Origin of the sequence: Amnibacterium sp. CER49 (assembly GCF_029846255.1) — a bacterium.
In the GTDB taxonomy this organism is placed as follows: Bacteria; Actinomycetota; Actinomycetes; order Actinomycetales; family Microbacteriaceae; genus Amnibacterium.
The window spans coordinates 1044391-1071028 of record NZ_JARVWQ010000002.1; the positions used below are offsets into that span (position 1 = coordinate 1044391).

At 73.4% G+C, this 26638-nt stretch carries 29 protein-coding genes and 1 other RNA gene; 15 read left to right on the top strand and 15 right to left on the bottom strand.

From position 1 onward, the window contains the following. Positions 1-103 precede the first annotated feature (103 nt). Positions 104-1543: a GuaB1 family IMP dehydrogenase-related protein gene (locus QDR37_RS14990; protein WP_279714584.1), complete on the bottom strand. Its 1440-nt coding sequence runs from the start codon at positions 1541-1543 to the stop codon at positions 104-106. Positions 1544-1643: 100 nt separating this feature from the next. Here QDR37_RS14990 and QDR37_RS14995 point away from each other — a divergent pair, with 100 nt between their 5' ends. Together QDR37_RS14995 and QDR37_RS15000 are read left to right on the top strand one after the other, a co-directional pair. After that, complete coding sequence (locus tag QDR37_RS14995) at positions 1644-5501, top strand: multifunctional oxoglutarate decarboxylase/oxoglutarate dehydrogenase thiamine pyrophosphate-binding subunit/dihydrolipoyllysine-residue succinyltransferase subunit (protein ID WP_279714585.1); 3858 nt, start codon at positions 1644-1646, stop codon at positions 5499-5501. 85 nt (positions 5502-5586) lie between these two features. After that, on the top strand, positions 5587-5784 hold the full coding sequence (locus QDR37_RS15000; RefSeq protein ID WP_279714586.1) for a hypothetical protein: 198 nt from the start codon (positions 5587-5589) through the stop codon (positions 5782-5784). A gap of 12 nt (positions 5785-5796) precedes the next feature. On the opposite strand, the gene QDR37_RS15005 is transcribed toward QDR37_RS15000, so the two are convergent. Next, positions 5797-6039 (bottom strand): zf-HC2 domain-containing protein, encoded by a 243-nt coding sequence (locus QDR37_RS15005; RefSeq protein WP_279714587.1) that lies wholly within the window; start codon positions 6037-6039, stop codon positions 5797-5799. Then, the gene (locus QDR37_RS15010; protein ID WP_279714889.1) at positions 6036-6722 is read right to left on the bottom strand and encodes a sigma-70 family RNA polymerase sigma factor; all 687 of its coding nucleotides are present in this window, start codon (positions 6720-6722) and stop codon (positions 6036-6038) included. The genes QDR37_RS15005 and QDR37_RS15010 overlap by 4 nt, the downstream gene beginning before the upstream one ends. Positions 6723-7044: 322 nt before the next feature. On the opposite strand from QDR37_RS15010, the gene aroA reads away from it, so the two are divergent. Genes aroA through QDR37_RS15040 form a run of 6 tightly spaced genes read left to right on the top strand, consistent with a single transcriptional unit; the run spans position 7045 to position 12626 of the window. Beyond that, the gene (aroA, locus tag QDR37_RS15015; RefSeq protein WP_279714588.1) at positions 7045-8352 is read left to right on the top strand and encodes a 3-phosphoshikimate 1-carboxyvinyltransferase; all 1308 of its coding nucleotides are present in this window, start codon (positions 7045-7047) and stop codon (positions 8350-8352) included. Continuing rightward, positions 8349-9449, top strand: coding sequence for a ribosome small subunit-dependent GTPase A (gene rsgA, locus QDR37_RS15020; RefSeq protein ID WP_279714589.1), 1101 nt, complete (start codon positions 8349-8351; stop codon positions 9447-9449). The genes aroA and rsgA overlap by 4 nt, the downstream gene beginning before the upstream one ends. Positions 9450-9458: 9 nt before the next feature. Then, positions 9459-10286, top strand: a complete 828-nt coding sequence (locus tag QDR37_RS15025; RefSeq protein WP_347882112.1) for an inositol monophosphatase family protein — start codon at positions 9459-9461, stop codon at positions 10284-10286. After that, positions 10283-10756, top strand: a complete 474-nt coding sequence (locus QDR37_RS15030; protein ID WP_279714590.1) for a sigma-70 family RNA polymerase sigma factor — start codon at positions 10283-10285, stop codon at positions 10754-10756. The genes QDR37_RS15025 and QDR37_RS15030 overlap by 4 nt, the downstream gene beginning before the upstream one ends. Continuing rightward, positions 10753-11376, top strand: a complete 624-nt coding sequence (locus QDR37_RS15035) for a methylated-DNA--[protein]-cysteine S-methyltransferase (protein ID WP_279714591.1) — start codon at positions 10753-10755, stop codon at positions 11374-11376. Before QDR37_RS15030 ends, QDR37_RS15035 begins: the two co-directional genes overlap by 4 nt. After that, entirely contained in the window at positions 11373-12626 is a 1254-nt protein-coding gene (locus tag QDR37_RS15040) for an Nramp family divalent metal transporter (RefSeq protein WP_279714592.1), read from the top strand. Before QDR37_RS15035 ends, QDR37_RS15040 begins: the two co-directional genes overlap by 4 nt. Before the next feature lie 43 nt (positions 12627-12669). On the opposite strand, the gene ssrA is transcribed toward QDR37_RS15040, so the two are convergent. The 6 genes from ssrA to prfB form a co-directional block, all read right to left on the bottom strand. After that, positions 12670-13047, bottom strand: a transfer-messenger RNA (tmRNA) gene (ssrA, locus tag QDR37_RS15045). 142 nt (positions 13048-13189) lie between these two features. Next, positions 13190-13648 carry a GNAT family N-acetyltransferase gene (locus QDR37_RS15050; protein ID WP_279714593.1) on the bottom strand — a complete coding sequence of 153 codons (459 nt, stop codon included), beginning with the start codon at positions 13646-13648 and terminating at the stop codon, positions 13190-13192. Further along, the gene (gene smpB, locus QDR37_RS15055; RefSeq protein ID WP_279714594.1) at positions 13648-14124 is read right to left on the bottom strand and encodes an SsrA-binding protein SmpB; all 477 of its coding nucleotides are present in this window, start codon (positions 14122-14124) and stop codon (positions 13648-13650) included. Before smpB ends, QDR37_RS15050 begins: the two co-directional genes overlap by 1 nt. 81 nt (positions 14125-14205) lie before the next feature. Continuing rightward, positions 14206-15120 (bottom strand): permease-like cell division protein FtsX, encoded by a 915-nt coding sequence (gene ftsX, locus QDR37_RS15060; protein ID WP_279714595.1) that lies wholly within the window; start codon positions 15118-15120, stop codon positions 14206-14208. After that, positions 15117-16418, bottom strand: coding sequence for a cell division ATP-binding protein FtsE (gene ftsE, locus QDR37_RS15065; protein WP_279714596.1), 1302 nt, complete (start codon positions 16416-16418; stop codon positions 15117-15119). Before ftsE ends, ftsX begins: the two co-directional genes overlap by 4 nt. A gap of 75 nt (positions 16419-16493) precedes the next feature. Beyond that, positions 16494-17612 (bottom strand): peptide chain release factor 2, encoded by a 1119-nt coding sequence (gene prfB / locus QDR37_RS15070; RefSeq protein ID WP_279714597.1) that lies wholly within the window; start codon positions 17610-17612, stop codon positions 16494-16496. A 47-nt stretch (positions 17613-17659) separates the two neighbouring features. Here prfB and QDR37_RS15075 point away from each other — a divergent pair, with 47 nt between their 5' ends. Beyond that, entirely contained in the window at positions 17660-18928 is a 1269-nt protein-coding gene (locus tag QDR37_RS15075) for an MFS transporter (RefSeq protein WP_279714598.1), read from the top strand. Between the two features lie 29 nt (positions 18929-18957). Continuing rightward, positions 18958-19452 carry a PaaI family thioesterase gene (locus QDR37_RS15080; protein WP_279714599.1) on the top strand — a complete coding sequence of 165 codons (495 nt, stop codon included), beginning with the start codon at positions 18958-18960 and terminating at the stop codon, positions 19450-19452. A 3-nt stretch (positions 19453-19455) separates the two neighbouring features. Here QDR37_RS15080 and QDR37_RS15085 read toward each other — a convergent pair whose 3' ends face one another. The 5 genes from QDR37_RS15085 to QDR37_RS15105 all read right to left on the bottom strand — a co-directional run bounded on the left by QDR37_RS15085 (position 19456) and on the right by QDR37_RS15105 (position 21749). Then, positions 19456-19884: a pilus assembly protein TadG-related protein gene (locus QDR37_RS15085; RefSeq protein WP_279714600.1), complete on the bottom strand. Its 429-nt coding sequence runs from the start codon at positions 19882-19884 to the stop codon at positions 19456-19458. Positions 19885-19895: 11 nt separating this feature from the next. Then, positions 19896-20357, bottom strand: a complete 462-nt coding sequence (locus tag QDR37_RS15090) for a hypothetical protein (RefSeq protein WP_279714601.1) — start codon at positions 20355-20357, stop codon at positions 19896-19898. After that, a complete protein-coding gene (locus tag QDR37_RS15095; protein WP_279714602.1) occupies positions 20332-20712 on the bottom strand; it encodes a TadE/TadG family type IV pilus assembly protein in 381 nt (126 codons plus the stop codon). The genes QDR37_RS15090 and QDR37_RS15095 overlap by 26 nt, the downstream gene beginning before the upstream one ends. Next, a complete protein-coding gene (locus QDR37_RS15100; RefSeq protein WP_279714603.1) occupies positions 20709-20900 on the bottom strand; it encodes a hypothetical protein in 192 nt (63 codons plus the stop codon). The genes QDR37_RS15095 and QDR37_RS15100 overlap by 4 nt, the downstream gene beginning before the upstream one ends. 87 nt (positions 20901-20987) lie before the next feature. Then, on the bottom strand, positions 20988-21749 hold the full coding sequence (locus QDR37_RS15105; protein WP_279714604.1) for a class I SAM-dependent methyltransferase: 762 nt from the start codon (positions 21747-21749) through the stop codon (positions 20988-20990). 39 nt (positions 21750-21788) lie between these two features. Between QDR37_RS15105 and QDR37_RS15110 the strand changes: the two genes are divergently transcribed. Genes QDR37_RS15110 through QDR37_RS15120 form a run of 3 tightly spaced genes read left to right on the top strand, consistent with a single transcriptional unit; the run spans position 21789 to position 24287 of the window. Continuing rightward, positions 21789-22538: a class I SAM-dependent methyltransferase gene (locus QDR37_RS15110; protein WP_279714605.1), complete on the top strand. Its 750-nt coding sequence runs from the start codon at positions 21789-21791 to the stop codon at positions 22536-22538. Positions 22539-22574: 36 nt separating this feature from the next. After that, positions 22575-23408 (top strand): aldo/keto reductase, encoded by an 834-nt coding sequence (locus tag QDR37_RS15115; protein ID WP_279714606.1) that lies wholly within the window; start codon positions 22575-22577, stop codon positions 23406-23408. Between the two features lie 48 nt (positions 23409-23456). Beyond that, positions 23457-24287, top strand: a complete 831-nt coding sequence (locus QDR37_RS15120; protein WP_279714607.1) for a PHP domain-containing protein — start codon at positions 23457-23459, stop codon at positions 24285-24287. Between the two features lie 15 nt (positions 24288-24302). Here the strand turns inward: QDR37_RS15120 and QDR37_RS15125 are convergent, their stop codons facing one another. Further along, complete coding sequence (locus QDR37_RS15125; RefSeq protein ID WP_279714608.1) at positions 24303-24764, bottom strand: VOC family protein; 462 nt, start codon at positions 24762-24764, stop codon at positions 24303-24305. 167 nt (positions 24765-24931) lie between these two features. Here QDR37_RS15125 and QDR37_RS15130 point away from each other — a divergent pair, with 167 nt between their 5' ends. Further along, entirely contained in the window at positions 24932-26314 is a 1383-nt protein-coding gene (locus QDR37_RS15130; RefSeq protein WP_279714609.1) for an HNH endonuclease signature motif containing protein, read from the top strand. Between the two features lie 15 nt (positions 26315-26329). After that, a complete protein-coding gene (locus QDR37_RS15135) occupies positions 26330-26635 on the top strand; it encodes a GNAT family N-acetyltransferase (RefSeq protein ID WP_279714610.1) in 306 nt (101 codons plus the stop codon). Positions 26636-26638 lie beyond the last annotated feature (3 nt).

The following is a 26638-nucleotide window of genomic DNA, read 5'->3' on the forward strand; positions in this document are numbered from 1 at the left end:
GAGGTGGATAGGGGCGGGCCGGTGTCCGTCCATCAGGCCCGCGAGTCTATTCGGAAGCCCTGACGGCGCGCGCCGGGCTCTTCGTAGCACTCGCGAGCGAGTGCTACCAGCTCATGGGCAGGGCCTTGCCCTCCTCGTACCCGGACGACGACTGGGTGCCGACCACCGCGCGGTCGTGGAAGGCGTGCGCGTCGGCGGCCCCTGCGTAGGTGAAGGCGGACCGGACACCCGTCGTGATCATGTCGAGCAGGTCCTCGACGCCCGGCATCTCGGGGTCGACGCGGATGCGCGACGCCGAGATGCCCTCGGCGAAGAGCTCCTTGCGGGCGAGCTCCCAGCGGTCGCCGCCGCCGAAGCGCGCCTGGACGGCCTTCGTCGACGCCATGCCCCAGCTCTGCTTGAAGAGCGACCCGTCGGCGCTGTGCTCGAGCGCGCCGGGCGCCTCGATCGTCCCGGCGAACCAGGAGCCGATCATGACCGAGGCCGCGCCCGCGGCGAGCGCCAGGGCGACGTCGCGCGGGTAGCGCACCCCGCCGTCCGCCCAGACCGCCTTGCCGAGGCTCCGGGCCGTCTCGGCGGTCTCGAGCACGGCGGAGAACTGCGGCCGGCCGACGCCCGTCATCATCCGCGTCGTGCACATGGCCCCCGGGCCGACGCCGACCTTCACGATGTCGGCGCCCGCCTCGACGAGGTCCTGGACCCCGTCGGGGGTGACCACGTTGCCGGCGACGACGGGCAGCCCGAGCCCCAGCTCGGCGACCCGCTCGACGGCCGCCAGCATGCCCTCCTGGTGCCCGTGCGCCGTGTCGAGCACGAGCACGTCGACGCCGAGCTCGGCGAAGCGGCGGGCACGCCCGCGGACGTCGCCGTTGATGCCGAGCGCCGCCGCGATCCTCAGGCGGCCCCGGTCGTCGAGCGCGGGCGAGTAGATCGCGCCGCGCACCGCGCCCCGGCGGCTGACCGTGCCGTCGAGCACGCCGTCGGTGACGACCGGGGCGAAGTCGACCGCCGCGTCCGTCAGGGCCTCGAAGACGGCGTGCGGCTCCGACACCGACCCGTCGTGGACGTACCCGCCGCCGCGGCGCAGCAGGTCGCCGAGGCGCGCGTCGGGCAGCGCGGTCGCGAGCCGCACCGCCTCGAGGGCGCCGATGAGCGCACCGCTGCCGTCGACGAGCACGACGCCGTGGCCGGCGACGGGCGGCAGCAGCTCGAGCGCGTCGGCCACGGTGGCATCGGGGCTCAGCACGAATGGCGACTCCCAGACCGGCGACTGCTCCTTCACCCAGGCGACCGCCTCGGCGAGCTCCGCCGCGGGGAGGTCCTGCGGCAGGACGCCGATCCCGCCGCGCCGCGCGAGGGTCGCGGCGAGCCTCGGCCCCGTGACCGAGTTCATGTTCGCGGCGACGATCGGCAGGGTGGCCCCGGTGCCGTCGCCGGGGGCGAGGTCGACGTCCAGACGGCTCGCCACGGCGCTCCGGCCGGGGACGAGGAACACGTCCGAGTAGGTGAGGTCGTGCGCAGGGCGGGCTGCGAGGAATCGCATGTCCGAAACGGTATCCGTGCACCGGGTGCCGCGGAGGATCGGGCGTACCCTCGTGTACCGCGGAACGTGCAAGCATCGCGACGGAAGTGGGCCGAATACCGTGTCGAGCCAGTTGACCGGAACCGAGGAGGGCGCCGGAGCAGAGTTCGGCGCGAACGAGTGGCTCGTGGACGAGCTCTACGAGCGGTTCGTCCAGGACCGGAACTCGGTGGACCGCTCGTGGTGGCCGGTGCTCGAGGCGTACCACCCGGTCGACGCCGACGCCGTGCTCACGGCGCACGAGGTCGACGTGCCCGCGACGCCGGAGGCGCCGGCCGCCGAGGCGCCTGAGGCCGCGGCGGCAGCGCCCGCTCCGACGGCACCCGCTCCGACGGCACCCGCTCCGACGGCCGAGCAGCCGGAGCCCGCCCCGGCCGAGCCGAAGCCGGCCCCGGCCCCGGCCCCGGCCCCGGCCCCGGCCCCGGCCGCGAGTCGCGCCCCGTCGCGCACCTCGTCCGGCCCGAAGCAGCAGGCGATCCCTGCCGACGCGCCGACGCCGGCGTCGCCGTCCGGCATGCCGTCGGACGACGTGGTCACGCCGCTGCGCGGCATGGCGAAGACCCTCGCGACGAACATGGACGCGTCGCTCACGATCCCGACCGCGACGAGCGTGCGGACGATCCCGGCGAAGCTGATGATCGACAACCGCATCGTCATCAACAACCACCTGCGTCGCGCCCGCGGCGGCAAGGTGAGCTTCACCCACATCATCGGTTACGCGCTCGTCAAGGCGCTCGCCGAGTTCCCGAGCCAGAACGTGCACTACGCCGAGGTCGACGGCAAGCCGTCGGTCGTGCAGCCGGGCCACGTGAACCTCGGCCTCGCGATCGACCTGCCGAAGCCCGACGGCACCCGCGCGCTGCTCGTGCCGAGCATCAAGCGCGCCGAGACGATGACCTTCGCCGAGTTCGTCGGCGCCTACGACGAGCTCGTCCGGAAGGCGCGGGCGAACAAGCTCACCGCCGAGGACTTCGGGGGCACCACCCTGTCGCTGACGAACCCGGGCGGCATCGGCACCGTGCACTCGGTGCCCCGCCTCATGGGCGGCCAGGGCTGCATCATCGGCGCCGGCGCGCTCGAGTACCCGGCCGAGTTCCAGGGCGCGAGCGAGCGCACCCTCGTCGACCTCGGCATCAGCAAGACGATCACGCTCACGTCGACCTACGACCACCGGGTCATCCAGGGCGCGGGCTCGGGCGAGTTCCTGAAGATCGTGCACCGGCTCCTGATCGGCGAGGAGCGCTTCTACGAGGACATCTTCGCCGCGCTCCGCGTGCCGTCCGACCCCATCCACTGGGCGCAGGACATCAACGTCGACGTCTCCGACCAGATCAGCAAGACGGCGCGGGTGCAGGAGATCATCAACGCCTACCGGGTGCGCGGGCACCTGCTCGCCGATGTCGACCCGCTCGTCTACCAGCAGCGGTCGCACCCCGACCTCGACATCCGCAACCACGGGCTCACGTTCTGGGACCTCGACCGCGAGTTCGTGGTGGGCGGCTTCGGCGACAAGCGCTCCATGCGGCTGCGCGACGTGCTCGGCCTCCTCCGCGACACGTACTGCCGGACCGTCGGCATCGAGTACATGCACATCCAGGACCCCGAGCAGCGCGCGTGGTTCCAGGAGCACCTCGAGCGGCCGTACAAGAAGCCGACGCACACCGAGCAGATGCGCATCCTCAGCAAGCTGAACCAGGCCGAGGCGTTCGAGACGTTCCTCCAGACGAAGTACGTCGGCCAGAAGCGGTTCAGCCTCGAGGGCTCCGAGAGCCTCATCTCGCTGCTCGACACGGTGCTGCAGCGCGCCACCGAGGCCGACGCCCTCGACGCCGCCGCGCTCGGCATGGCGCACCGCGGCCGCCTCAACGTGCTGACGAACATCTGCGGCAAGACCTACGGGCAGATCTTCCGCGAGTTCGAGGGCACGCAGGACCCGAAGACGGTCCACGGCTCCGGCGACGTGAAGTACCACCTCGGCACCTCCGGCGAGTACGTCTCCGCCACCGGCGCGACCCTGCCGATCACCCTCGCGGCGAACCCGTCGCACCTCGAGACCGTCGACGCGGTGCTCGAGGGCATCGTGCGCGCGAAGCAGGACCGCGACCCCGTCGCGAGCTTCCGCGTGCTGCCGCTGCTCATCCACGGCGACGCGGCGATGGCCGGCCAGGGCGTCGTCGTCGAGGTGCTGCAGATGTCGCAGCTGCGCGGGTTCCGCACGGGCGGCACGATCCACATCGTGGTGAACAACCAGATCGGCTTCACCACACCGCCCAAGGACTCGCGCTCGTCCGTCTACGCGACCGACGTGGCGAAGACGATCCAGGCGCCCGTGCTCCACGTGAACGGTGACGACCCGGAGGCCGTCGCCCGCGTCGCCGAGACGGCGTTCGCGTACCGCCAGCGGTTCCACCGCGACGTCGTCATCGACCTCGTCTGCTACCGCCGGCGCGGCCACAACGAGGGCGACGACCCGTCGATGACGCAGCCGCTCATGTACAACCTCATCGAGGCGAAGCGCAGCGTCCGCAAGCTCTACACCGAGGCCCTCGTCGGCCGCGGCGACATCACGCAGGAGGTCTACGACGAGGCGCACCGCGACTTCCAGTCGCGGCTCGAGAACGCCTTCGCCGAGACCCACGCGGCGCAGACGCAGGGCGGCGCACCCGTGCAGGCGCAGCAGCCCGACGCCGACGCCGACCACGTCGCCGACCTCGAGATGCCGAAGTCGCAGCAGGGCGACGACGAGGTCGTCGAGCCGGAGACGACTGGCGTGCCGATCGAGGTCGTGCAGCGCGTCGGCGACGCGTTCGACGACGCGCCCGAGGGCTTCACGGTGCACCCGAAGCTGCAGCAGGTGCTGAAGCGCCGCGTCGAGATGACCCGCACCGGCGGGATCGACTGGGCCTTCGGCGAGCTGCTCGCGTTCGGCAGCCTGCTGCTCGAGGGGACGCCCGTGCGCCTCGTCGGCCAGGACAGCGGCCGCGGCACCTTCGTGCAGCGCCACGCGGTGCTCCACGACCGGGCGTCCGGCGCCGAGTGGACGCCGCTCGACAACCTCTCGGACGACCAGGCGAAGTTCTGGATCTACGACTCGCTGCTCAGCGAGTACGCGGCGATGGGCTTCGAGTACGGCTACTCCGTCGAGCGCCCCGACGCGCTCGTCGCCTGGGAGGCGCAGTTCGGCGACTTCGCGAACGGCGCGCAGAGCGTCATCGACGAGTACATCTCGTCCTCGGAGCAGAAGTGGGGCCAGCGGTCGAGCGTCGTGCTGCTGCTCCCCCACGGCTACGAGGGACAGGGGCCGGACCACTCGTCGGCCCGGATCGAGCGCTACCTGCAGCTCGCCGCGCAGCGCAACATGACGATCGCGCAGCCGTCCACGCCCGCGTCGTACTTCCACCTGCTGCGGCGCCAGGCCTATGCACGGCCCCGTCGCCCGCTCGTCGTCTTCACGCCGAAGTCGATGCTGCGGCTGCGCGGCGCGACGAGCGGCGTCGACGACTTCACGTCGGGCCGCTTCGAACCGGTCATCGACGACGCCCGCATCGAGGACCGCGGCGCCGTCGACCGCATCGTGCTGCACAGCGGCAAGATCCACTACGACCTGCTCGCCGAGGCGCAGAAGCGCAACGACCTGCGCACCGCGCTCGTGCGGGTCGAGCAGTACTACCCCGTCCCACGGAAGGAGCTGCTCGACCTCGTCGGCTCCTACCCGGAGCACGCCGAGATCGTCTGGGCGCAGGACGAGCCGGCGAACCAGGGCGCCGCACCGTTCGTGACGCTGCAGGCGTTCGCGACGCCGTACGTGAACCGGCTCCGCATCATCTCGCGGCCCGCGTCGGCGTCACCGGCGGTCGGCTCGGCCAAGCGGCACGCGGCCGAGCAGGCGGAGCTCGTCGAGCGGGTGTTCGCCAGGTAGGGCTCAGGATCCGGCGAGGGCCGGGTGCTGGACTCCCCTTCGGGGAGCGGCACCCGGCCCTTCCCGTTCCTACGCAGGAGGCGCGATGCAGGTCCCGAGGTCGACGATCGTCGAGCTGCTGCGCAGCCGCGGTCAGGACGGGCTCGCCGCGCAGGCGGAGCAGCACCTGCCGGAGCAGGTCGACACCCAGCAGCTCGCGGCGACGCTGCAGCGGCTCGGCATCGACGTGCCGGCGCTGCTGTCGCGCCTGCCCGGCCCGCTCAGGGCGTTCCTGGAGCGCTAGCCGGCCTGCTGGTCAGTCGTGGACCGTGATGAGGCGCAGGCGGGTGACGACCTGCTCGCGCAGCGTCTCGGGCGCCGTGTCGCGGCACGCGCGCTTGACCGCCTCGGTGAGCACCACGCCGATGCGGTGCTCCTCCGCGCAGTCGACGCAGCCCGACATGTGCTCGGTGATGTCGGCGTACTCCACACGGTTCAGCTCGTGGTGGAGGTACTCCTCGAGGTCCCGCTTGGCCTTCTCGCAGCCGCAGTCCGTCATGGCGTCGTTGCCCCTTTCCGCGTCGAGGTGGCGCGGCGGGACACGGCACCCATCGAGATGCCCCGCTCCTCCGCGTACCCGGTCAGTCGGTCCCGGAGCAGGCGGCGGCCGCGGTGGAGGCGGCTCATCACGGTGCCCACGGGCGTCTTCATGATGTCGGCGATCTCCTGGTACGAGAAGCCCTCGACATCGGCGAGGTAGACCGCGAGCCGGAAGTCCTCCGGGATGGACTGCAGCGCGTCCTTCACGGTCGAGTCCGGCAGGTGATCGATCGCCTCGGCCTCGGCGGAGCGCGACACCCGCGACGCGGAGGTCGTGGAGACCGCCTCGCCGAGCTGCCAGTCCTCGAGGTCGTCGATGGTGTTCTTGTACGGGTCCCGCTGCTTCTTCCGGTAGCTGTTGATGAACGTGTTCGTCAGGATCCGGTACAGCCAGGCCTTCAGGTTCGTGCCCTGCTGGAACTGACGGAAGGCGCTGAACGCCTTCACGTACGTCTCCTGGACGAGGTCCTGCGCGTCGGCCGGGTTGCGGGTCATGCGCATGCCCGCGGCGTACAGCTGGTCGAGGTACGGCAGCGCCTGCTGCTCGAAGAGCGCGCGCAGCTGGCGGTCGTCGGGCGCCGCGTCCTCGAGGGACTCCTCGATGGTCGCCTCGGCGTCGTCCTCGCGGACGGCCTCGTCCATGGGCTCCGACTCGCTCTCCGTGCCCTCGCCGAGGTCGTCCTCGTCGTCGTCCTCGGGCTCGAGCTCGTCGCCGCGGCGGTCGAACCGCTCGTCGGCCTCGTCGGCCTCGTCCTCGGGGGGACGCGTCGCGTCGTCCTCGAGACGGGGCAGCCGGTCGGGACGGTCGGCGGGGAGGGACATGGGGTCGAAGTGTAGTTCGGAGGCCCACGGCTCCCCCGGGAGCAGCGGCGGGAGGAGCGGACGCTCGAGCAGCGCTTCGGCCATGCGTCGTCCCCTTCCCGTGCCTCTCGCCGGGCACCCCGCCCGTCCTAGGCTGGAACCGATGCCGGCGCAGACCTATTCCGAGAAGTCCTGGGCGGCGCCGGGGGCCCAGGCGCCGCTCGACGCGACGGTGCGCCTGCCGGGCTCGAAGAGCCTCACGAACCGCGAGCTCGTGCTCGCGGCGCTCGCCGCCGGCCCGTCCCGGCTCGGGCGCCCGCTCGTCGCGCGTGACACCGCGCTCATGGTCGACGCGCTCGTCGCGCTCGGCACGAGCATCGAGCACGACGGCGACGACCTCGTCGTCACGCCGGGACCGCTGCGCGGCGACACGCAGGTCGACTGCGGCCTGGCCGGGACGCTCATGCGCTTCCTGCCGCCGCTCGCCGCGCTGGCGTCCGGTCCGGTGCGCTTCGACGGGGACGAGCGGGCCCGGGCCCGGCCGATGGCCGAGACCGTCGGCTCCCTGCGGGCGCTCGGCGTCGAGGTCGACGACGACGGCCGCGGCACGCTCCCCTTCACCGTGCGCGGTAGCGGGGCGGTCGACGGCGGCGAGGTGGTGCTCGACGCGTCGCGCTCGAGCCAGTTCGTGTCGGGGCTGCTGCTCGTCGGCGCCCGCTTCGCCCGCGGGCTCACCGTCCAGCACCGCGGCGGCGCCCTGCCCTCGCTCCCCCACATCGCCATGACCGTCGACGTGCTCGCCCGGCGCGGGGTGCGCGTCACGAGCGACGTCGCCGCCGCCCGCTGGACCGTCGAACCGGGGCCGATCGCCCCCCGCGACGTCGTCGTCGAGCCGGACCTCTCGAACGCCGCGCCCTTCCTCGCCGCGGCGCTCGTGGCGGGCGGCCGGGTCGCCGTGCCCGACTGGCCCGAGCGCACCACGCAGGTCGGCGATCGGCTCCGCGAGTGGCTGCCGGCGTTCGGGGCCCGGGTGTCCCGTGCCGCGGGCGCGCTCGTCGTCGAGGCCGGCGGCGTCCGCGCGGCGCCGCTGCGCGCGGTCGACCTCGACCTCGGCGAGGGCGGCGAGCTCGCCCCGACGCTCGTCGGGCTCGCCGCTTTCGCCGACGGGCCGAGCAGGTTCACCGGCATCGGGCACCTCCGCGGGCACGAGACCGATCGCCTCGCCGCGCTCGCCGCCGAGCTCACCGCCCTCGGGGCGGCGACCGAGGAGACCGAGGACGGCCTCGTCGTGACGCCGGGTCCGCTCGCGGCGACCGACCGGCCGTGGGGCGCCTACGGCGACCACCGCATGGCGACGACCGGGGCCCTGCTCGGCCTCGCGGTGCCGGGCGTGGTGGTCGACGACGTGACGACGACCGCGAAGACGCTGCCGGGCTTCGCGGCGCTCTGGGAGCGGATGCTGCGCGCGTGAGCTGGCTGAGCGAGGAGGACGAGCCGTACGAGGAGTACGACGAGGCCGCCGCACGGGTGCGGCCGAACCGCCGCGGCTCGCGGCCGCGCAGCAAGCAGCGGCCCGCGCACGAGACGGCCGTCCCGGGCCGGGTGCTGACCGTCGACCGCGGACGCATGCAGGTGCTCCTCGGCGAGGGCGACGACGAGCGCGAGGTGCAGGCGACCCGCGCCCGCGAGCTCGGGCGCACCGGCGTCGTGACGGGTGACCGTGTCGACGTCGTCGGCGACCTCTCCGGGCAGCCGGGCACGCTCGCCCGCATCGTCCGCCTCGAGCCGCGCACGACGGTGCTGCGGCGCAGCGCCGACGACACCGACGAGGTCGAACGCGTCGTCGTCGCGAACGCCGACCAGCTGCTCATCGTCGTCGCCGCCGCGAACCCCGAGCCGCGGCCGGCGCTCATCGACCGGTACCTCGTCGCCGCGTTCGACGCGGGGATCGACCCGCTCCTGCTCGTCACGAAGACGGACCTCGCCGATCCCGCTCCCCTGCTCGACGAGTTCGTGCCCCTCGACCTGCCCGTCGTGCTGACGCAGCGCGGGGCGGACCTGGGCGACCTCCGCCGCCACCTGCTCGGTCGGACCACCGTCGCGGTGGGGCACTCCGGGGTCGGCAAGTCGACGCTCGTGAACGCGCTCGTGCCCGACGCGGGCCGCGCGACGGGCGCGGTGAACGAGGTGACGGGGCGCGGGCGGCACACCTCGTCGTCGAGCGTCGCGCTGCGCGTCCTGGCGACGGAGGACGACGGGGCGGCAGGGCGGCCGCCGGCCGGCTGGATCATCGACACCCCGGGCATCCGCTCGTTCGGCCTCGGCCACATCGACCCGGCGAGCATCCTCCGATCGTTCGCCGCGCGCAGCCGCCCCGTGGCGGACCCGCCGGACGGCATCGCGCTCGCCGACGCCCACGACTGGGAGATCGTCGACCGGGTCGGCGCGGGCGAGCTCGGCGAGGCCGGCAAGCGGCGGCTCGAGTCGCTGCAGCGGCTGCTCGAGGCGCAGGGCGGCAGGATCACGGGGGCGGACGAGATCGCCGACGGCGACGCCGACGAGCCCTAGGCTCGCCCCGTGCCCGGCATCTTCGCGGACCTGCAGCTGGCGCTCGAGCTCGCCGACATGGCGCAGGTGCTCAGCATGCAGCGGTTCCGCGCCGCCGACCTGCGTGTCACCACGAAGCCCGACCGCACCCCCGTCACCGACGCGGACCAGGCCATCGAGCAGGCGCTGCGCGCCGCGCTGGCCGACCAGCGCCCCGACGACGCGGTGCTCGGCGAGGAGTACGGCGGCGATCCGGCGCCGGGTCGGCAGTGGATCATCGACCCGATCGACGGCACGACGAACTTCCTCCGCGGCCTGCCGATCTGGGCGACGCTGATCGCCCTCGCGGTCGACGGCGAGCCGGTGCTCGGCGTCGCCGCCGCCCCCGCGCTCGGCCGCCGGTGGTGGGCGGCGCGCGGCCAGGGCGCGTGGGCCGCGCCGGTCGGCGAAGGCGGCACGGGGGCGCCCGCCCGGCTCCAGGTCTCGGGCGTCGCGGAGCTCGCCGACGCGCTCCTGTCCTACAACTCGCTGCAGGGCTGGGACGACGCGGGCGCCCTCGAGGGCCTCCTCGCGCTCTCCCGCGCCTCGTGGCGCACCCGGGCGCTCGGCGACTTCTGGTCCTACGTGCTCGTCGCCGAGGGGCAGGTCGACGTCGTCGGCGAGCACGACCTCAAGGTCTACGACCTCGCCGCGCTCGAGCCGATCGTCACCGAGGCGGGTGGCCGCTTCACCGCGCTCGACGGGCGACCCGGGCCCTGGCACGGCACGGCGCTCGCGACGAACGGCCTGCTGCACGACGCGGCCCTTGGCAAGATCGCACCTCACATCTCCGGCGGCTCCGCCGTTGACGAGATGTGAGGACCCCCTTCGAGCGCACCGCCCTCGAGCACGGCGCAGTCGTGTGGCGCGTCTGCCGCGGCCTGCTGCCGCAGCACGACGCGGAGGACGCCTGGAGCGAGACGTTCCTCGCCGCGCTCGGCGCCTGGGAGCGGCTCGATCCCGCCGCCGACGTGCGCGCGTGGCTCATCACCATCGCGCACCGGAAGGCGATCGACGTGCTCCGCGTGCGCGCCCGCACCGCGATCCCGACCGACGAGCCGCCCGAGCGGGAGTCGCCGCTCGGCCGGCCGGGATCCCGCGACCTCGACCTCTGGAACGCCCTCGCCGCCCTGCCGTCGAAGCAGCGCGTCGCCGTCGTCCACCATCACCTCGGCGGGCTCCCGTTCGCCGAGGTCGCCCGCCTCACCGGCACCACCGAGACCGCCGCGCGGAAAGCGGCATCCGACGGGGTGGGTCGGCTCCGAACACTCCTCGAGGAGGACCGATGACCATCCCCGCGCTCGACACCCCCGCCGTCGACCCCGGTCTGCTGGAGCGGCTGCACGCCCGGCTCGAGGCCGGCGCCACCGGCGACGCCGCACCCGACGTGCACTACCGCACGGTGGACTCGCCGCTCGGGCCGCTGCTCGTCGCCGCGACCGAGCGGGGCGTGCTGCGGGTCGCCTTCGCGCGGGAGGGGCAGGACGCGGTGCTCGACGCCCTGGCCGAGCGAGTGGGCCCCCGCGTGCTGCGGACCCCCGGGCGCCTCGATCCCGTCGCCCGCTGGCTCGATCGGTACTTCGCCGGTTCGACGGATCCGTTCGCGCAGCCGCTCGACCTGCGGCTCGCGCGGGGCTTCCGCCTCGCGGTGCTGGAGCGCCTCCGCGGCGTCCCCTACGGCACGACCGTGAGCTACGGCACCCTCGCCGCGGCGGTCGAGCACCCGAAGGCGGTGCGCGCCGTCGGCACGGCGTGCGCCACGAACCCGCTGCCGCTGCTGATCCCGTGCCACCGGGTCGTGCGCTCGGACGGGACGATCGGCGCCTACCTCGGCGGCACGGCGGCGAAGGAGCGGCTGCTCGCCCTCGAGAGCGCTCGCGGGGCGATACGGCAGGATCCCGGAGCATGACCGTCCCCGCCCGCGCCGCCGCAAGGGCCCGCGGGCGCAACGGCGGGGTGATCGCCACGATCGCGGGGTTCGGCCCCGCGTTCGTCGCCGCGATCGCCTACGTCGATCCGGGCAACGTCGCCGCGAACGTGAGCGCCGGCGCGGAGGAGCGGTACGCGCTCGTCTGGGTGCTCGTCGCGGCGAACCTCATGGCCGCGGTCGTGCAGTACTCCTCGGCGCGGCTCGGCCTCGTCACCGGGCGCACCCTGCCCGAGCTGATCGGCTCGCGGCTCTCCCGACCCGCGCGGCTCGCGTTCTGGGCGCAGGCCGAGCTGGTCGCCGCCGCGACCGACGTCGCCGAGGTGATCGGGGGCGCCCTCGCCCTGCAGCTGCTGGTCGGCCTGCCGCTCCTGCTCGGCGGCGTGCTCGTCGGCGCGACGAGCCTGCTGCTGCTCGCGACGCAGCAGCGCCGCGGCCAGCGGACGTTCGAGGCGGTGCTCATCGGTCTGCTCGCGGTGCTCTCGGTCGGCTTCGCCGTCGGCGCGTTCACCGGCCGCACTGACTGGGGCGTAGTCGCGGGCGGCCTCGTGCCCGGCTTCCCGGACGGCACCGCGGTGGTCCTGTCGGCCTCGATGCTCGGCGCCACGGTCATGCCGCACGCGATCTACCTGCACTCCGCCCTGTCCCGCGACCGGCACGGCGGCTCGGCGCAGGACCTGCCGACGCTGCTGCGGACGAACCGCTGGGACGTGGCCTCAGCGCTCTGCATCGCGGGCGCCGTGAACATCGCCCTGCTGGTCGTCGCCGCGGCGAACCTGCACGGGCGCGGGAGCCCGGGCACGATCGAGGGCGCCCACGCCGAGATCACCGCCGCGCTGGGCCCGGTCGTCGGCGTGCTCTTCGCGCTCGGGCTGCTCGCGTCGGGCCTCGCGTCGAGCTCCGTCGGGGCCTACGCCGGCTCCGAGGTGATGGCGGGGCTGCTGAAGGTGCGCGTGCCGCTGCTCGCGCGTCGCGCGATCACGCTCGTGCCCGCGCTCCTGCTGCTCGGCCTCGGCGCGCCCCCGTCGCCGACGCTCGTGCTGAGCCAGGTGGTGCTGAGCTTCGGCATCCCCTTCGCGGTCGTGCCGCTGCTGAAGCTGAACAGCGACGCCACGCTCATGGGCGAGCACGTGGCCGGGCGCGGCCTGCGCGTCGTCGGCTGGCTCGTCGCGGCGCTCGTGATCGCGCTGAACGCGACGCTGCTCGTGCTCACGTTCACCGGCACGGCATGACGCTGCACCAGCTCGCACAGCACGACAGTGGCTCGACGCCTGGAAGTGGAGATGGGGGGAATCGAACCCCCGTCCACTGCTGGAGAGCGACGTCTTCTCCGGGCGCAGCCTGCGCGTGGCGTTCTGCTCGGCCCCGACTCTTACCGCAGGCGGATTGCGGTCGACAGGCCCAGCCTCGGTGCAAGTCCCGCAGCGCCCCGAGGCAGGACGTCTGCAGCGAGCCTCCTCGCTGACGCCGGATACCGGGGCGGAGGCGAACCCGGTCCGACGGCCTTATCTACTCCGTTGCTTACGCAGCGAGAGCGAAGGCGGTGCGAGTCTTACTGGCACCTATTGGTCGCATGCGTCGTTATCGAGATAAGCATGCATCCTCGGCCCGCTTCCCGTCCCTGAACAGGCAATGTCGAAACCGATCATCCCCATGGGGTGGGCGAGCCACTGTCGCGCTGTGGAGTTGTGCGGTGCCCCGAGGGGCTCCGACAGTCTAGAACGACGCACCCCCCGCCGTCATTCCCGCGCATGCAGAACCGTGTGGACCGCCCGGGCGGATCACCGCCACGCGGTCACAGCGCGAGCGTGAGGAAGACGCTGTACGGGTCCTCGCGGTAGTCGGCGAACGGGCCGCAGGCCACGAAGCCGTGCCGCTCGTAGAGCCGCCGAGCCGGGGCGAAGAAGTCCTGCGGGCCGGTCTCCAGGCTGACCCGCCGGTAGCCGCGCCGGGCGGCCTCGTCGAGGATCACCGCGAGCACGCGGGACGCGACGCCCCGGCCGCGGGCCGCGCCGCTGGTCCGCATCGACTTCACCTCGCCCTCATCCGCGCCGAGCGCCTTCAAGGCGCCGCAGCCGAGCAGCAGGCCGTCGTCGTCCCGAACGGACCAGAACGTGATCCCGGGGGCGGCGAGCGCCTCGACGTCGAGGGCGTGCACGCTCTCCGGAGGGCTCTCGCGGTGCATGTCCGCAAGGTGATCGACGAGCAGCGCCACGACGTCCGGCCGTCGTGGGTCGTCGGGCTCGACGCGCACTACTCGCCGAGGTGGCGGCGGCTCGACATGGCGCGCTCCGCCTCGCGGCGGTCCTGGCGCTCGCGCAGCGTCTGGCGCTTGTCGTACTCGCGCTTGCCCTTCGCGACCGCGAGCTCGACCTTCGCCTTGCCGTCGGAGAAGTACAGCGACAGCGGCACGAGCGTGTAGCCGCCCTCCTTCACCCGCGACGACAGCTTGAGGATCTGCTGCTTGTGCAGCAGCAGCTTGCGGGTGCGGCGCGGCGGGTGGTTCGTCCAGGTGCCCTGGTTGTACTCGGGGATGTGCACCGCGTCGAGGTACGCCTCGCCGTGCTCGATGAACGCGTAGCCGTCGATGAGCGACGCGCGACCCTGCCGCAGCGACTTCACCTCGGTGCCGGTGAGCACGAGGCCGGCCTCGACCGTGTCCTCGATCGTGTAGTCGTGGCGCGCGCGGCGGTTGCTCGCCACCAGACGACGACCCTGCTCCTTGGGCATCGCGCACCTCCTCGACTCTCGGCCGCCGGGAACCGGCGGGCCCGGCAGTCTACCGCCGCCGCGGCGGTCGATGACCGGAGGTCAGACCCTCAGGTACCGGCTGATCGCGACGTTCGCGCTGACGGCGGCGAGCAGGACCCCCACGACGAGCAGCAGCGGCACGACGACGAGCGCGTCGGGCACGGTCACGAAGGCGATGTCGGCCTGGGCGTGCGCGAGGTAGCCCTGCACGAAGAACTGCACGATGCCGACCGTCGCCGCCCCCGCGAGCAGCGAGCCGACGAGCGCGGCGAGCACGCCCTCGAGGATGAACGGCGTCTGGATGAACAGGTTCGACGCCCCGACGAGCCGCATGATGCCGAGCTCGCGCCGCCTGGAGAACGCCGACAGCCGGATGGTCGTCGAGATGAGCAGGGCCGCGGCCACGAGCATGAGCGCGGCGATGCTCGCCGCGGTGATCGAGGCGCTGTTCAGCACGGCGAAGATCTGGTCGAGCAGGCGCCGCTGGTCGGTGACCGCGTCGACGCCGGGCAGGTTGCCGACCGCCTCCTGGATCACCGCGGACTGCTGCGGGTTCTTCAGGTTGATCCAGTACGCCTCGTTCAGCAGGTCGGGCGTCACGTAGTCGGCGACCGGGTTGCCCTTGAACTGCGACTCGAAGTTCTTGTACGCCTCCTGGTGGTCCTCGAAGTAGTACCTCGTGATGAACCGGGAGAGCGTCGGCGAGTCGAGCGCCTGCTTCACGGCGGCGATCTGCGCCTTCGTGGCGCTGCCGTTCGTGCAGTGCGCGCTCGGCACCTCGCCGTTGCAGAGGTAGACGGCGACCTGCGCCTTGTCGTACCAGAAGTTCTTCATCTGGCCGATCTGCAGCTGCAGCAGCGCGGCGGCGCCGACGAACGTGAGCGACACGAACGTGACGAGCACGATCGAGACGACCATCGAGAAGTTGCGGCGGAGGCCCTGGCCGGCCTCGGCGAGCACGAGTCCGAGTCTCATGAGGACGGCCCCACCTCGTCGTCGTCGCTCCGCGCACCGGGGGCGCGGAGGCCGAGCCCGGTGAGGAAGTCGAGGTGGTCGGGCAGCTGGTCGCGGTGGCGGCCGTTCCGGCGCGCGGCGCCCTCGACGTCGCCGGTGTCGTCCAGGTCGATCGGCTCGGCGTCGCGGACCCGGCGGGCCTCGCGGCGGCGGTCGCCGAGCGGGAACGAGCTCGTCGTCTCCGCCTCGTCCTCCGCGAGCGTGTGCAGCGGCCGCGGCGCGGGGACGGGAGCGGCGAAGAAGAGGCTCGTGGCCTCCGACTGCTCCGCGGGGGCCGCCGGCGGAGCCACCGGAGCCGCGCGCCACGGGGCGCGGGCGCGCTCGCCGTCGGGCGTCGCGACCGGTCCGGTCTCCGACCGCGCCCAGATCGGGGTGCGCACCTCGCCGGTGTCGGCGGGCTGCGGCAGCGGCAGGGGCAGCGGTCCGGTGGGCAGGCGCACCGGGGTGGTGGCGGGCCGGGAGGACTCGCCGCCCGGCTGGGACGGCTGCGGCTGCTGCGCGCGGCGCCGGGCCCAGGCGGGCGCGTCCGGCGCGGGAGCGGGCTGCGGCTCGGGGCGGCGCTGGATCGGGATGTTCGAGGTGACGTACTTCGCCTCGAGCTCGTCGCGGATGATGTGCCCGTGCTTCAGCTCGACGACGCGCTTCTGCAGCCGGTCGACGATCGAGACGTCGTGCGTCGCCATGACGACGGTGGTGCCGGCGAGGTTGATCCGCTCGAGCACCTGCATGATCTCGTCGCTCGTGTTCGGGTCGAGGTTGCCCGTCGGCTCGTCGGCGAGCAGGATCGCGGGCTTGTTCACGACCGCGCGGGCGATCGCCACGCGCTGCTGCTCACCGCCGGAGAGCTCGTTCGGCAGGTTCTGCGCCTTCTCCCCCAGGCCCACGGTGGTCAGCACGTCGGGGACAGCGGACTGGATGAAGCCGCGCGACTTGCCGAGCACCTGGAGCGTGAAGGCGACGTTGTCGAACACGGTCTTGTTCGGCAGCAGCCGGAAGTCCTGGAAGACGACGCCGAGGCTGCGGCGGAAGTAGGGCACCTTGCGGCTCGAGATCGAGGTGAGCCGCTGGCCGAGCACGTGGATCTCGCCCGAGGTGGGCTTCTCCTCGCGCAGCATGAGGCGGAGCAGGCTGGACTTGCCGCTGCCCGACGCGCCCACGAGGAAGACGAACTCGCCGCTGCCGATCTCGAGGGACACGGCGTCGAGCGCAGGCCGCGGCGCGCCCTTGTAGCGCTTGGTGACGGAGTCGAAGCGGATCATGACGGCCACCACGATAGGCACCCGGGCGAGTACGGCCGCGCCGACAGGCCTACGGAGCCCGATCCTGCGTAGGGGCTAGACCTCCACCGCCCTCTTCCGCCACCGGATCCCGGCCGCGAGGAAGCCGTCGATGTCGCCGTCGAACACGGCCGACGGGTTGTTCACCTCGTACTCGCTGCGGAGGTCCTTCACCATCTGGTACGGCGCGAGGACGTAGTTGCGGATCTGGTCGCCCCAGCTGGCGGTGATGGTGCCCGCGAGCTCCTTCTTCTTCGCCGCCTCCTCCTCGCGCCGCTGGATGAGCAGGCGGGACTGCAGCACGCGCATCGCCGCGGCGCGGTTCTGGATCTGGCTCTTCTCGTTCTGCATCGACACGACGATCCCGGTCGGCAGGTGCGTGATGCGCACCGCCGAGTCGGTCGTGTTCACGCTCTGGCCGCCCGGGCCGCTCGAGCGGAAGACGTCGATGCGGATGTCGCTCTCCGGCACCTCGATCTCGCCGCTCTCCTCGAGCAGCGGGATCACCTCGACGGCCGCGAAGCTCGTCTGCCGCTTGCCGGCGGAGTTGAAGGGGCTCATCCGGACGAGGCGGTGCGTGCCGGCCTCGACCGAGAGCGTGCCGAACGCGTACGGCGCGTCGACCTCGATCGTCGCCGACTTGATCCCCGCCTCCTCCGCGTAGGAGGTGTCCATCACGGTGACGGCGTGCTTGTGCTGCTCGGCCCAGCGCAGATACATACGCAGGAGCATCTCGGCGAAGTCCGCCGCGTCGACGCCGCCGGCTCCCGCGCGGATCGTGACGACCGCGGGACGCGGGTCGTACTCGCCGTTCAGCAGCGTCTGCACCTCGAGCTCGCTCACGGTCGCCTCGACGGCGGCGAGCTCGGCGTCGGCCTCCTTCGCCGTCTCGGCGGCCTGCGCCTCGTCGTCCTCGGCGTTCACGAGCTCGACGAGCACCTCGAGGTCGTCGAGGCGGCGCTCGACGCCCGTGACCCGGTTCAGCTGGGACTGCGCGTGGCTCAGCTCGCTCGTGACCTGCTGCGCGGCCTCCGGGTCGTTCCAGAGGTCGGGCGCCGCGGCCTTCTGCTCGAGGTCGGCGATGCGGCTCCGCAGCGCGTCGACGTCGACCACGGCGAGCACGTCGCCCAGCGTGGAGCGGAGGGCTGCGAGACGGGCGCCGTAGTCGAGTTGCATAGCGCCGTCCAGCGTAGTTCGCGGGAGGCGCGGCTACCGTCGAGGCAGTGACCTCGCCCGCGCCGTTCCGACTCGGCTCGGTCGCGCTGCCGGTCTACCTGCCCTCGCTCCTCTTCGCGACGGGCGAAGGCGCGGTGATCCCGATCCTGCCGGTCTCGGCCACCCGGCTCGGCGCGCCGCTCGCGCTCGCCGGCCTCATCGCCGGGCTGCTCACGGTCGGGCAGCTGATCGGCGACCTGCCGAGCGGCTGGATCGTCGCACGCGTCGGCGAGCGGCGGGCGATGCTCGGCTCCGCCGCGGCGGCCCTCGTCGGCCTGCTGCTCGCCCTCGTCGCACCCGTGCCGGCGGTGCTCGCGCTCGGCGTGCTGATCGTCGGCATCGCGACCGCCTCGTTCGCCCTCGCCCGGCAGGCCTTCATGACCTCCTTCGTCCCGCTCGCGTACCGGGCGCGGGCGCTGTCGCTGCTCGGCGGGATGTTCCGCGCCGGCTACTTCGTCGGCCCGTTCCTCGCCGCGGCGGTCATCGCGCTCGCCGGCACGACGCAGGCGGCGTTCTTCCTCGACGCGATCGCCTGCTTCGCCTCCGCGGTGGTGCTGCTCGCCCTGCCGGACCCGGCCGAGGCGCTCGCGGCGCGGCGGCGGGCGGCCGTCGCACCGCGCGCGGACCGGCCGCAGTCGGACGAGGTCCTCGCGGGCGGCGGGGCGCGGCCGCGCGAGGGCCTCTTCGCCACCGTCTGGCGCCACCGCGGGGTGCTCGCGCGCATGGGCACGAACGCCGCGCTCATCGGCGGCCTGCGCGCGAGCCGGCAGGTGATCCTGCCGCTCGTGGCGGTGAGCCTGAGGATGCCGGAGAGCTCGATCGCGCTCGTCATCGGGCTCGCGGGCCTCGTCGACTTCGCCCTGTTCTTCACGAGCGGGCAGATCATGGACCGCTTCGGCCGGCTGTGGAGCGCCCTCCCCTCGATGATCGGGCTGGGGCTCGGTCACCTCGTGCTCGCCCTCACGCACGACCTGCCGAGCGCCGTCGCCTGGTTCGTGGCCGTCGCGATGTTCCTCTCCGTCGCGAACGGGCTCGGCAGCGGCATCCTCATGACCTTCGGCGCCGATCTCGCCCCGCGGCACGACCCGGCGCCGTTCCTCGGCGCCTACAGGTTCACGGGCGACGTCGGCAACGCCGCCGCTCCCCTGCTCATCTCGCTGCTCACGGCCGTGTCGTCCGTCGCCGTCGCAGCCGGTGCGATCGGGGTGCTCGGTCTGCTGGGCGCAGGGCTGGCCGCCCGCTGGGTGCCGCGGTACATCGGGCGTCGCGCCGTCTGAGGGCCGCCGCGCTCCACTAGCGTCCGACCGTGACCGACGAGCGCCGCCTCACCGTGACCTGGAAGGATCCTCGGGAGGCCCTGCCGAGCCTCGCCGCGATGCAGGGGATCGAGTACCTGCGTGCCGTGCAGCGGAGCGAGATCGCACCGCCGCCGATCGCCGAGGTGTTCGGCATGCGGTTCGACACGATCGAGGACGGACGGTTCTCGGTGTCCTGCGAGCCCCGGGAGGCGTTCTTCAACCCGCTCGGCTCGGTGCACGGCGGCCTCGCCTGCACCCTGCTCGACACGGTGCTCGCCTGCGCGGGGCACACCACGATGCCCGCCGGCGTCGGCTACACCTCGATCGACCTCCAGGTGCGCTACCTGCGCGCCGTGCAGCCGAGCGCCGGCCGGGTCACGGCCACGGGACGGGTCGTGAAGCGCGGCGCGCGGGTGATCTTCACCGACGGCGAGCTGACCGACCAGGCAGGCACCGTCTACGCGACCGCGACCTCGAGCCTGCTCGTGCTGCAGCCGCGCTGACCCTCAGCCGAAGCGCGCAGCCGCGGTCGAGGTGACCGTGACCGGCACCGACAGCGGCAGCAGCGCACCCGCCACCGGCGGGTGCCAGACCGCCGTGAGCCGCACCGACGCGGTCCTGCCGTCGGGCGTGGTCGCCGAGTCGAGCGTGAGGCCGTCGAAGCCCGCCGCGTCGGCATCGGCGAGGTAGGCGCGCGCCTCCGCCGCGACCGCCGGCGCCGTCAGCCGCGGCACCACGACGCCGGACTCGACGTGCGCGTCGGCGACCGCGAAGGACTCGGCGGCGGCGAGCGCCGCCCCGTCCGCGAGGGTGAGGAGGCGCAGCCGCTCGAGGTGGAGCGACGTCGCGGCGGCGGCGGTGACCACGAAGCCCGCGGCGATCACGACGAACACGAGCAGCAGCGGCAGCGTCGAGCCCTCGTCGCCCTCGAGCACGGGGCGGCCCCTCACCGGGCGGCCTGGAACATCGAGACGCGCTGCACGGCCGAGCCCTGCACGGGGATCGTGGCGGGCGCGTCGACGGCGAGGGCACGGGGCAGCAGCGGCAGCGCGACGGCGACCCGGACGGCGACGCGGACCGTGCCGCGGGCGGTCGCACAGTCGGCCGGCACGGGCGTGCAGCTGACCGCGACGGCGGACGCGTCCGGCGCGATGCGCCAGTCGTCGAGCGCGACCCGGACGGCCGCGGCGGCGCGGACGCGTCCCGTCGCATCGTCGGGTGCTGTGACGAGGGCACGGGCCGCCTGGCGGGCCGCCCCTTCGGCGGCGAAGGCCGCGCCCTGCAGCGCGCCGAGCGTGAGCACGAGGTAGACGAGCGGCACGAGCAGCAGCACCCCGAGGGTCAGGAACTCGACGGCGGCCGACCCGTCGTCGCCGCGGCGCTCAGGGCGCGGGCTCGAGGAGCGCATGGCCGGTGACGGTGATGCCCGACGGCGGGCCGAGCAGCCCGAGCACGGGCAGCGGCGCGGAGACCGTGACCGCCGCCTCCGCCGCGCCGGCGACCTCGCGGACGCCCGCACGCACGTCGGTCGCGTACCGCGGACCGAGGGAGTCGATGAGCACCTGTCGCGTGCGCTGCACGCCGTCGTCGGGGCCGTTGCCCTCGACGGCGGCCCAGCGGGCGCCCTCCGCCGCCGCGTCGAGCGCGGTGTTGCGCACGAGCAGCACGGCACCGACCTGCAGCACGCCGAGCACGAGAGCGACGAGCAGCACGATCACGAGCATCGACTCGACGGCGGCCGAGCCCTGCTCGGCGTCGTTCACAGCCCGGAGACGCTCGACATCGCCTGCTGGAACAGGCCGGTGAGCGCGGGGCCGGCGACGCCCCAGAGCAGCACCACGAGCCCGGCGGTCATCAGGGTGACGAGCACCCAGCCGGGCACGTCGCCGCGCTCGGGGTCATCGGCGGCGACGCGCAGGGCGGCGGGTTCGGGCGTGGGCAGGGACTGCATGGGGGCCTCCGGGGGGGGGGGGGGGACGAGGATCGGCGGCCAGTGTGCCGAGCCGGAGCCGCCCCCCTCCGGAATTGTCCACAGGCGCTAACGAACGCGACGCGCGAGGTGCAGCACCAGGTCGGCGGTGACGTCGACGGTGTCCGGCAGCACCGCCCGGATCGCCGCGAGCGCAGCCTCCCGGTCCTCCTCCGGCAGCACGAGGTAGGCCGAGATCGTCGACAGGAGACCGAGATATTCCTCTGCAGGCATCCTCAGGCGCCGCGGCAGCAGCACCTCCCGCACGTCGGTGAACAGCGGGGTGCGCAGCAGCTCGTTCCCCGGCCACCCCAGCGGGCTGCCCGGCGTCGTGCCCTCAGGGGGCCGCACGCCGTCGTCCTCGACGAAGGGGGCGCGCGCACGCTGCGCCGCCTCCTCGAGCGCAGGATCGGCGAGCCCGGTCGGACCACCGAACGAGGCGAGCACGCCACCGTCCGGAAGCAGCGCGGCGATCCGCTCCCACCGGCCCTCCGCCCGCGTCCAGTGCAGGGCTGCGGCGGCGAGGACGAGGTCGAAGGTGCGGCTCATCGCCACGTCCTCGAACGCACCGACGACCGTCTCGACGGGGCCGCCGACGTGTCGGCGCAGCTCGGCGAGCATCGCCTCGTCGGGGTCGCTGGCCGTCACGACGACGCCCCGAGCGGCGAACGCCCGCGTCGCCTTGCCGGTGCCGGCGCCGATCTCGAAGGCGGTCCGGATCGGTCGGGCGGCGTACTCGAGCACCGCGTCGACGAGCTCGTCCGGGTAGCCGGGCCGGAACCGCTCGTACGAGGCGGCGACCGCGCCGAAGGTGCGGGATCGATCCGGCATCCGGTCACGGTATCCGCGGCAGGTGGGAGGCTCGACGCCATGACGAGCAGCGACGTGTGGGACGAGTCGGTCTCGAGCACCTACGACGCGGACGAGGCCGCGATGTTCGCGCCCGAGGTGCTGGGTCCGGCGGTCGACCGCCTGGTCGCGCTCGCGGAGGACGGCCCGGTGCTCGAGCTCGCGATCGGCACGGGCCGGATCGCCCTGCCCCTCGCACGCCGCGGGCTCGCCGTGAGCGGCGTCGAGCTGTCCGAGGCGATGCTCGGCGAGCTGCGGCGCAAGCCCGGCGGCCGCGACCTGCCCGTCGTGCAGGGCGACATGGCGACCGCGTCGGTGGCGGGAGCAGGGGGCTTCGCCCTCGTCCTCCTCGTCTTCAACACGATCGCGAACCTCCGTCGTCAGGACGAGCAGGTCGCCTGCTTCGAGAACGCGGCTCGGCACCTCCGTCCAGGGGGCCGCTTCGTGATCGAGCTCGGGATCCCGCCGCTGCGGCGGCTGCCGCCGGGGCAGGTCGCGGTGCCGTTCGAGATCGGCGAGGGGCACGTCGGCTTCGACACGATCGACACGGCGACGCAGGAGTCCGCGTCGCACCACTACCGCCGCGACCCCGACGGCACGGTGCGGTACGACGTCGGCCGCTTCCGCTACCTCTGGCCCGCCGAGTGCGACCTCATGGCGCGCATCGCCGGCCTCGAGCTCGAGCACCGGTGGGCGGACTGGCAGGGCACGCCCTTCACGGCCGAGAGCGAGCAGCACGTCTCCGTGTGGCGCAAGCCGCTCGCTCCCTGACCGGGGCCATCGGAGCGAGGTGGTAGACCTCGAGGCATGCCTGCTGCTCCCTCCCTCCCCCTGTCCGACGGCGCCGCGATCCCGCAGATCGGCCTCGGCACCTGGCCCTTGAAGGGCGAGGACGCGGCCGTCGCCGTCGCGAGCGCCCTCGAGCTCGGCTACCGCCACGTCGACACCGCGGTCCGGTACGGCAACGAGGACGGGGTCGGTGAGGGGATCCGGCGCTCCGGGGTGCCGCGCGAGGAGGTCTTCGTCACGACGAAGCTCGACGGCGAGTTCCAGGGCGACGACAAGGCGGTCGGCGGCCTCGCCGGCTCGCTCGAGCGCCTCGGCACGGAGTACGTGGACCTGCTGCTCCTGCACTGGCCGCTGCCCGCCCGCGGGCTCTTCGTCGAGACCCTGCGCACGTTCGCGCGGCTGCAGCAGGAAGGGAAGGTGCGCTCGATCGGGGTGTCGAACTTCACGCCCGCGCACCTCGAGACGCTGCGCGAGGATGCGGGCATCGTGCCCGTGGTCAACCAGATCCAGATCGACCCGACCATCCCGCGGCTTGAGCAGCGTCGCTACGACGAGGAGCACGGCATCGTGACCGAGTCCTGGTCGCCCCTCGGCGGCCCGGGCGCCGCGCTGCTGCAGGATCCGGCGATCGTGCGCATCGCCGAGCAGGTCGGGCGGACGCCCGGGCAGGTGGTGCTGCGCTGGCACGTGCAGCACGGCCTCGTGCCGCTGCCGAAGTCGGCGACGCCGTCGCGCCAGGCCGAGAACCTCGACGTCTTCGGCTTCGCGCTCGGGAACGAGGAGATGACCGCGCTCGACGCGCTGTCGACGGGGCCCGACGCCGGCGTCGACTCGGACGTCGAGGGGCACTAGGCGGAGCCTCTGTCCGAGGTCGGTCGGCTCGACCGGGAGGATCCGCGGATGGCGCTTCCCGCGGACTCGCACGTGCACACCGAGTGGTCGTGGGACAGCCCGCTCGGCGACATGGCCGGCACCTGCGCCCGCGCGGTCGAGCTGGGGCTGCCCGCGGTGGTGCTCACCGAGCACCTCGACACCACGGTGTGGCGCCCGCTGCGGGACGACGGGATCGAGCTGCCGCCGGGGACGGGCGCGGACGGGCTGCTGCGCCCGCCGCCGCTCGACGTCGACGGCTACCTCGAGTCGGTCGAGCGGTGCCGCATCCGGTTCCCGGGGCTTCGGATCCTCACGGGCGCGGAGCTCGGCGAGCCGCACCGGAACATCGACGCTGCACGGCCGCTGCTCGACGCGGGGGGCTTCGACCGGGTGCTCGGATCGCTCCACTCCATCGAGCTCGAAGGCGAGTTCGTCGAGCCTCCGACCCTCTTCGCGGCGCTCGATCCCGACGAGGTGCTCCAGCGCTGGTTCGGCGAGCTCGCCGACCTCGCCGGCTCCCCGGCCCCCTACGACGTGCTCACGCACCTCGACTACCCCCTCCGGCACCGGCCCGTCGATGCACCGCCGTTCGCGTGGTCCCGGCACGAGGCGGGAGTCCGCGAGGCGCTGTCCCGACTCGCGGGCAGCGGCCGCGCGCTCGAGCTGAACACACGGCTGCCGCTGACGCCGATGGTGCTGCTGTGGTGGATCGAGGAGGGCGGACGGACGATCTCGATCGGCAGCGACGCGCACCGGCCGGAGGACGTCGGGCGCGGCCTCCAGGAGGCGGCCGCGGTCGCCGGCGGTCTCGGTTTCGGGCCGGGCGAGCGCCCCGCGGACCTCTGGCGGCTCGGCTAGGCCGGGGCGGTCGGGTCAGGCGGGCACGCCGTCGGCGGCGCGCTCGAGCGCCGTTATGTCGAGCTTCACCATCCGGAGCATGGCGTCCATCGCTCGCTGCGCCCGCGCCGGATCCGGGTCGCCGAGCAGCTCGGGCAGGCGCCGCGGCACGATCTGCCAGCTGAGGCCGAAGCGGTCGGTGATCCATCCGCACGCGACGGGAGTGCCGCCCTCGAGCAAGCCGTCCCAGTACCGGTCGACCTCCTGCTGGTCCGCGCATTCGACGTAGAGCGAGATCGCGTCGGTGAACGGATGGCCCGGTCCCCCGTTCAGCCCGAAGAACGTCCGCCCGGCGAGGCGGAAGGTCGCGCCGAAGAGACGGCCCTCGCCATCGAGCCGACGGTCGAGCACCTCCGTGTCGGGAAAGATGCCGGCCCAGAAGTCGATCGCCTCCTCGAGGCGGTCGTCGAACCAGAGGAACGGCGTGACCTCGGCCATGGGAGATCCCTTCTCGCGGCGCTGCGGGCGGGTTCAGTGTGGCGGGAGCAGCCGCCGAGCGGAAGAGCGACGACCATGGCGGCGCGCCGCTGTCGAGACACTCGATGCGCTGATCAGCAGTCGGTTGTCTACGGAGGAGTGTCGGACCCCTCTGACACGATGCAGGTATGGAACGAGGTACGGCGGTGCGGCGGCTCACTGCCGCTGCGCGCGCCCTCTCGGCTCCCGATCGATGCGACTCCGACCGGGATCTGCTGTCCGACGCCGTGGCGTGGGAGGAGCTCGGCCGGCTGGTCGACGCCCGCCGCATCGCCGCGGCAGCGGAGGTCGAGCACCGGTCACGGCCCGCGCTCGGGTCCGAGAGCCTCGCGGCTCGTGAGGAGCAGAAGGGCGGCAAGGAGCTCCTGGCGGAGCGGCTGCTGATCAGCACCAGCGAAGCGAAGCGACGCATCACGCTCGGCGCCGGGTTGGCGTCGCGGTGGTCGTTCACCGATGAGCCGCTGCCGGGCCGCGCGCCGATGCTGTCCGCCGCTGTCCAGGACGGCGGCGTCCCGCTCGAGTCGGCTCGGATGATCCTCGCCGCCCTCGATGGAGCCCGTCGCCGGGCTGCGGACGAGGATCTCGATGAGGCGGAGGCGTCGCTGACGAATACCGCCCGCACCGCCCCGGTGGACGTGCTCGCGGTGGTGGCACACATGTGGACGCAGGCGCTGGATCCGGACGGGGCGGAGCCGGATGAGCGGGAGCAGCGGCGCAAGGAGGCGTTGAAGCTCGGTCGCGTCCGTGCCGATGGCTCGTCGACCCTGTCCGCGGTGATCTCGGCGCAGACCCGCGCCGAGATCGAGGCGTTCCTGAACGTGCACCGCCGCGGCACCACCTTCGTGCGCAATCCGGACGACGGGGAGGACCTCGAATGGCACGAGGCCGCCCAGGACGGCCGCACCCGCGCTCAGCACGACTCCGATGCGCTCTGGTCGGCGTTCCGCGCGGGCGTCCGCGCCGAGCAGGAAGGCACCGGTGGATCGCTGGCGAGCCCGCATGAGGTGATCACCGTGATCACGATCGACGAGCTCGAGCGGCGGCAGGGCGCCGGCCACCCGGACGGCGTCCTGGCGCGCTTCTCGGTGCCGACGGTGAAGCGGCTGCAGTGCTCGGGTGCGTCGCGGCTGCTCGTGACCGATTTCTCGGGGGAACCGCTGGCGCTCGGCAGGAGGACCCGCCTGTTCTCAGCGGCGCAGAAGAAGGCGCTGGTCGCCAGGGATGGCGGCTGCGCGTGGCCCGGCTGCACGGCACCCGGCGCGTGGTGCGAGGCGCACCACATCCGCTGGTGGAACCGCGACGGCGGCGCCACCGATCTCAAGAACGGTGTGCTGCTGTGCAGCCACCACCACCACCTCATCCACGAACCGCTCAGTCGATGGCAGATCGTCATCCACCACCACGAGCGGTACCTGGTGCCACAGCTCTGGCAGGGCGACCCGCTCCCGAAGCACCGGATGCAACGCCACCGCCGGCACGTGCGCGGACGGCCACCAGCCGAAGCGGCGTGACGTCGGCGCCCCGCCGTGACAGCATCCCGGCATGAGCGTCGCGCTCAGGTCGCTCGTGGACGGCGATTCGGACACGCTCCCGAGGTGACCTTCTGGATCGACCGAGGGCATTGGGGGCGAGGGATCGGTTCGCAGGCGCTCGCGCTGCTGCTCGCGCAGGTGCCCGAACGCCCGCTCCTCGCAGGCACGCTCGTCGACAACCTCGGATCGCTGGCCGTGCTGCGCCGCAACGGGTTCCGGGAGATCGGCAGGGAGCGCATCCTCGCCCGCGGGCGCGGGATCGAGGTCGAGGTCGAGGCGATCCGACTCCGCCTCGATTGAGTC

What these genes read in the sequence shown, in the direction of transcription:
- QDR37_RS14990 (WP_279714584.1), bottom strand. Translation starts at nt 1,543, where the DNA reads ATGCGATTCCTCGCAGCCCGCCCTGCGCACGACCTCACCTACTCGGAC.
- QDR37_RS15000 (WP_279714586.1), top strand. Translation starts at nt 5,587, where the DNA reads ATGCAGGTCCCGAGGTCGACGATCGTCGAGCTGCTGCGCAGCCGCGGT.
- QDR37_RS15005 (WP_279714587.1), bottom strand. Translation starts at nt 6,039, where the DNA reads ATGACGGACTGCGGCTGCGAGAAGGCCAAGCGGGACCTCGAGGAGTAC.
- QDR37_RS15010 (WP_279714889.1), bottom strand. Translation starts at nt 6,722, where the DNA reads ATGGACGAGGCCGTCCGCGAGGACGACGCCGAGGCGACCATCGAGGAG.
- aroA (WP_279714588.1), top strand. Translation starts at nt 7,045, where the DNA reads ATGCCGGCGCAGACCTATTCCGAGAAGTCCTGGGCGGCGCCGGGGGCC.
- QDR37_RS15035 (WP_279714591.1), top strand. Translation starts at nt 10,753, where the DNA reads ATGACCATCCCCGCGCTCGACACCCCCGCCGTCGACCCCGGTCTGCTG.
- QDR37_RS15040 (WP_279714592.1), top strand. Translation starts at nt 11,373, where the DNA reads ATGACCGTCCCCGCCCGCGCCGCCGCAAGGGCCCGCGGGCGCAACGGC.
- smpB (WP_279714594.1), bottom strand. Translation starts at nt 14,124, where the DNA reads ATGCCCAAGGAGCAGGGTCGTCGTCTGGTGGCGAGCAACCGCCGCGCG.
- ftsX (WP_279714595.1), bottom strand. Translation starts at nt 15,120, where the DNA reads ATGAGACTCGGACTCGTGCTCGCCGAGGCCGGCCAGGGCCTCCGCCGC.
- ftsE (WP_279714596.1), bottom strand. Translation starts at nt 16,418, where the DNA reads ATGATCCGCTTCGACTCCGTCACCAAGCGCTACAAGGGCGCGCCGCGG.
- prfB (WP_279714597.1), bottom strand. Translation starts at nt 17,612, where the DNA reads ATGCAACTCGACTACGGCGCCCGTCTCGCAGCCCTCCGCTCCACGCTG.
- QDR37_RS15090 (WP_279714601.1), bottom strand. Translation starts at nt 20,357, where the DNA reads ATGCGCTCCTCGAGCCCGCGCCCTGAGCGCCGCGGCGACGACGGGTCG.
- QDR37_RS15100 (WP_279714603.1), bottom strand. Translation starts at nt 20,900, where the DNA reads ATGCAGTCCCTGCCCACGCCCGAACCCGCCGCCCTGCGCGTCGCCGCC.
- QDR37_RS15105 (WP_279714604.1), bottom strand. Translation starts at nt 21,749, where the DNA reads ATGCCGGATCGATCCCGCACCTTCGGCGCGGTCGCCGCCTCGTACGAG.
- QDR37_RS15110 (WP_279714605.1), top strand. Translation starts at nt 21,789, where the DNA reads ATGACGAGCAGCGACGTGTGGGACGAGTCGGTCTCGAGCACCTACGAC.
- QDR37_RS15115 (WP_279714606.1), top strand. Translation starts at nt 22,575, where the DNA reads ATGCCTGCTGCTCCCTCCCTCCCCCTGTCCGACGGCGCCGCGATCCCG.
- QDR37_RS15120 (WP_279714607.1), top strand. Translation starts at nt 23,457, where the DNA reads ATGGCGCTTCCCGCGGACTCGCACGTGCACACCGAGTGGTCGTGGGAC.
- QDR37_RS15125 (WP_279714608.1), bottom strand. Translation starts at nt 24,764, where the DNA reads ATGGCCGAGGTCACGCCGTTCCTCTGGTTCGACGACCGCCTCGAGGAG.
- QDR37_RS15130 (WP_279714609.1), top strand. Translation starts at nt 24,932, where the DNA reads ATGGAACGAGGTACGGCGGTGCGGCGGCTCACTGCCGCTGCGCGCGCC.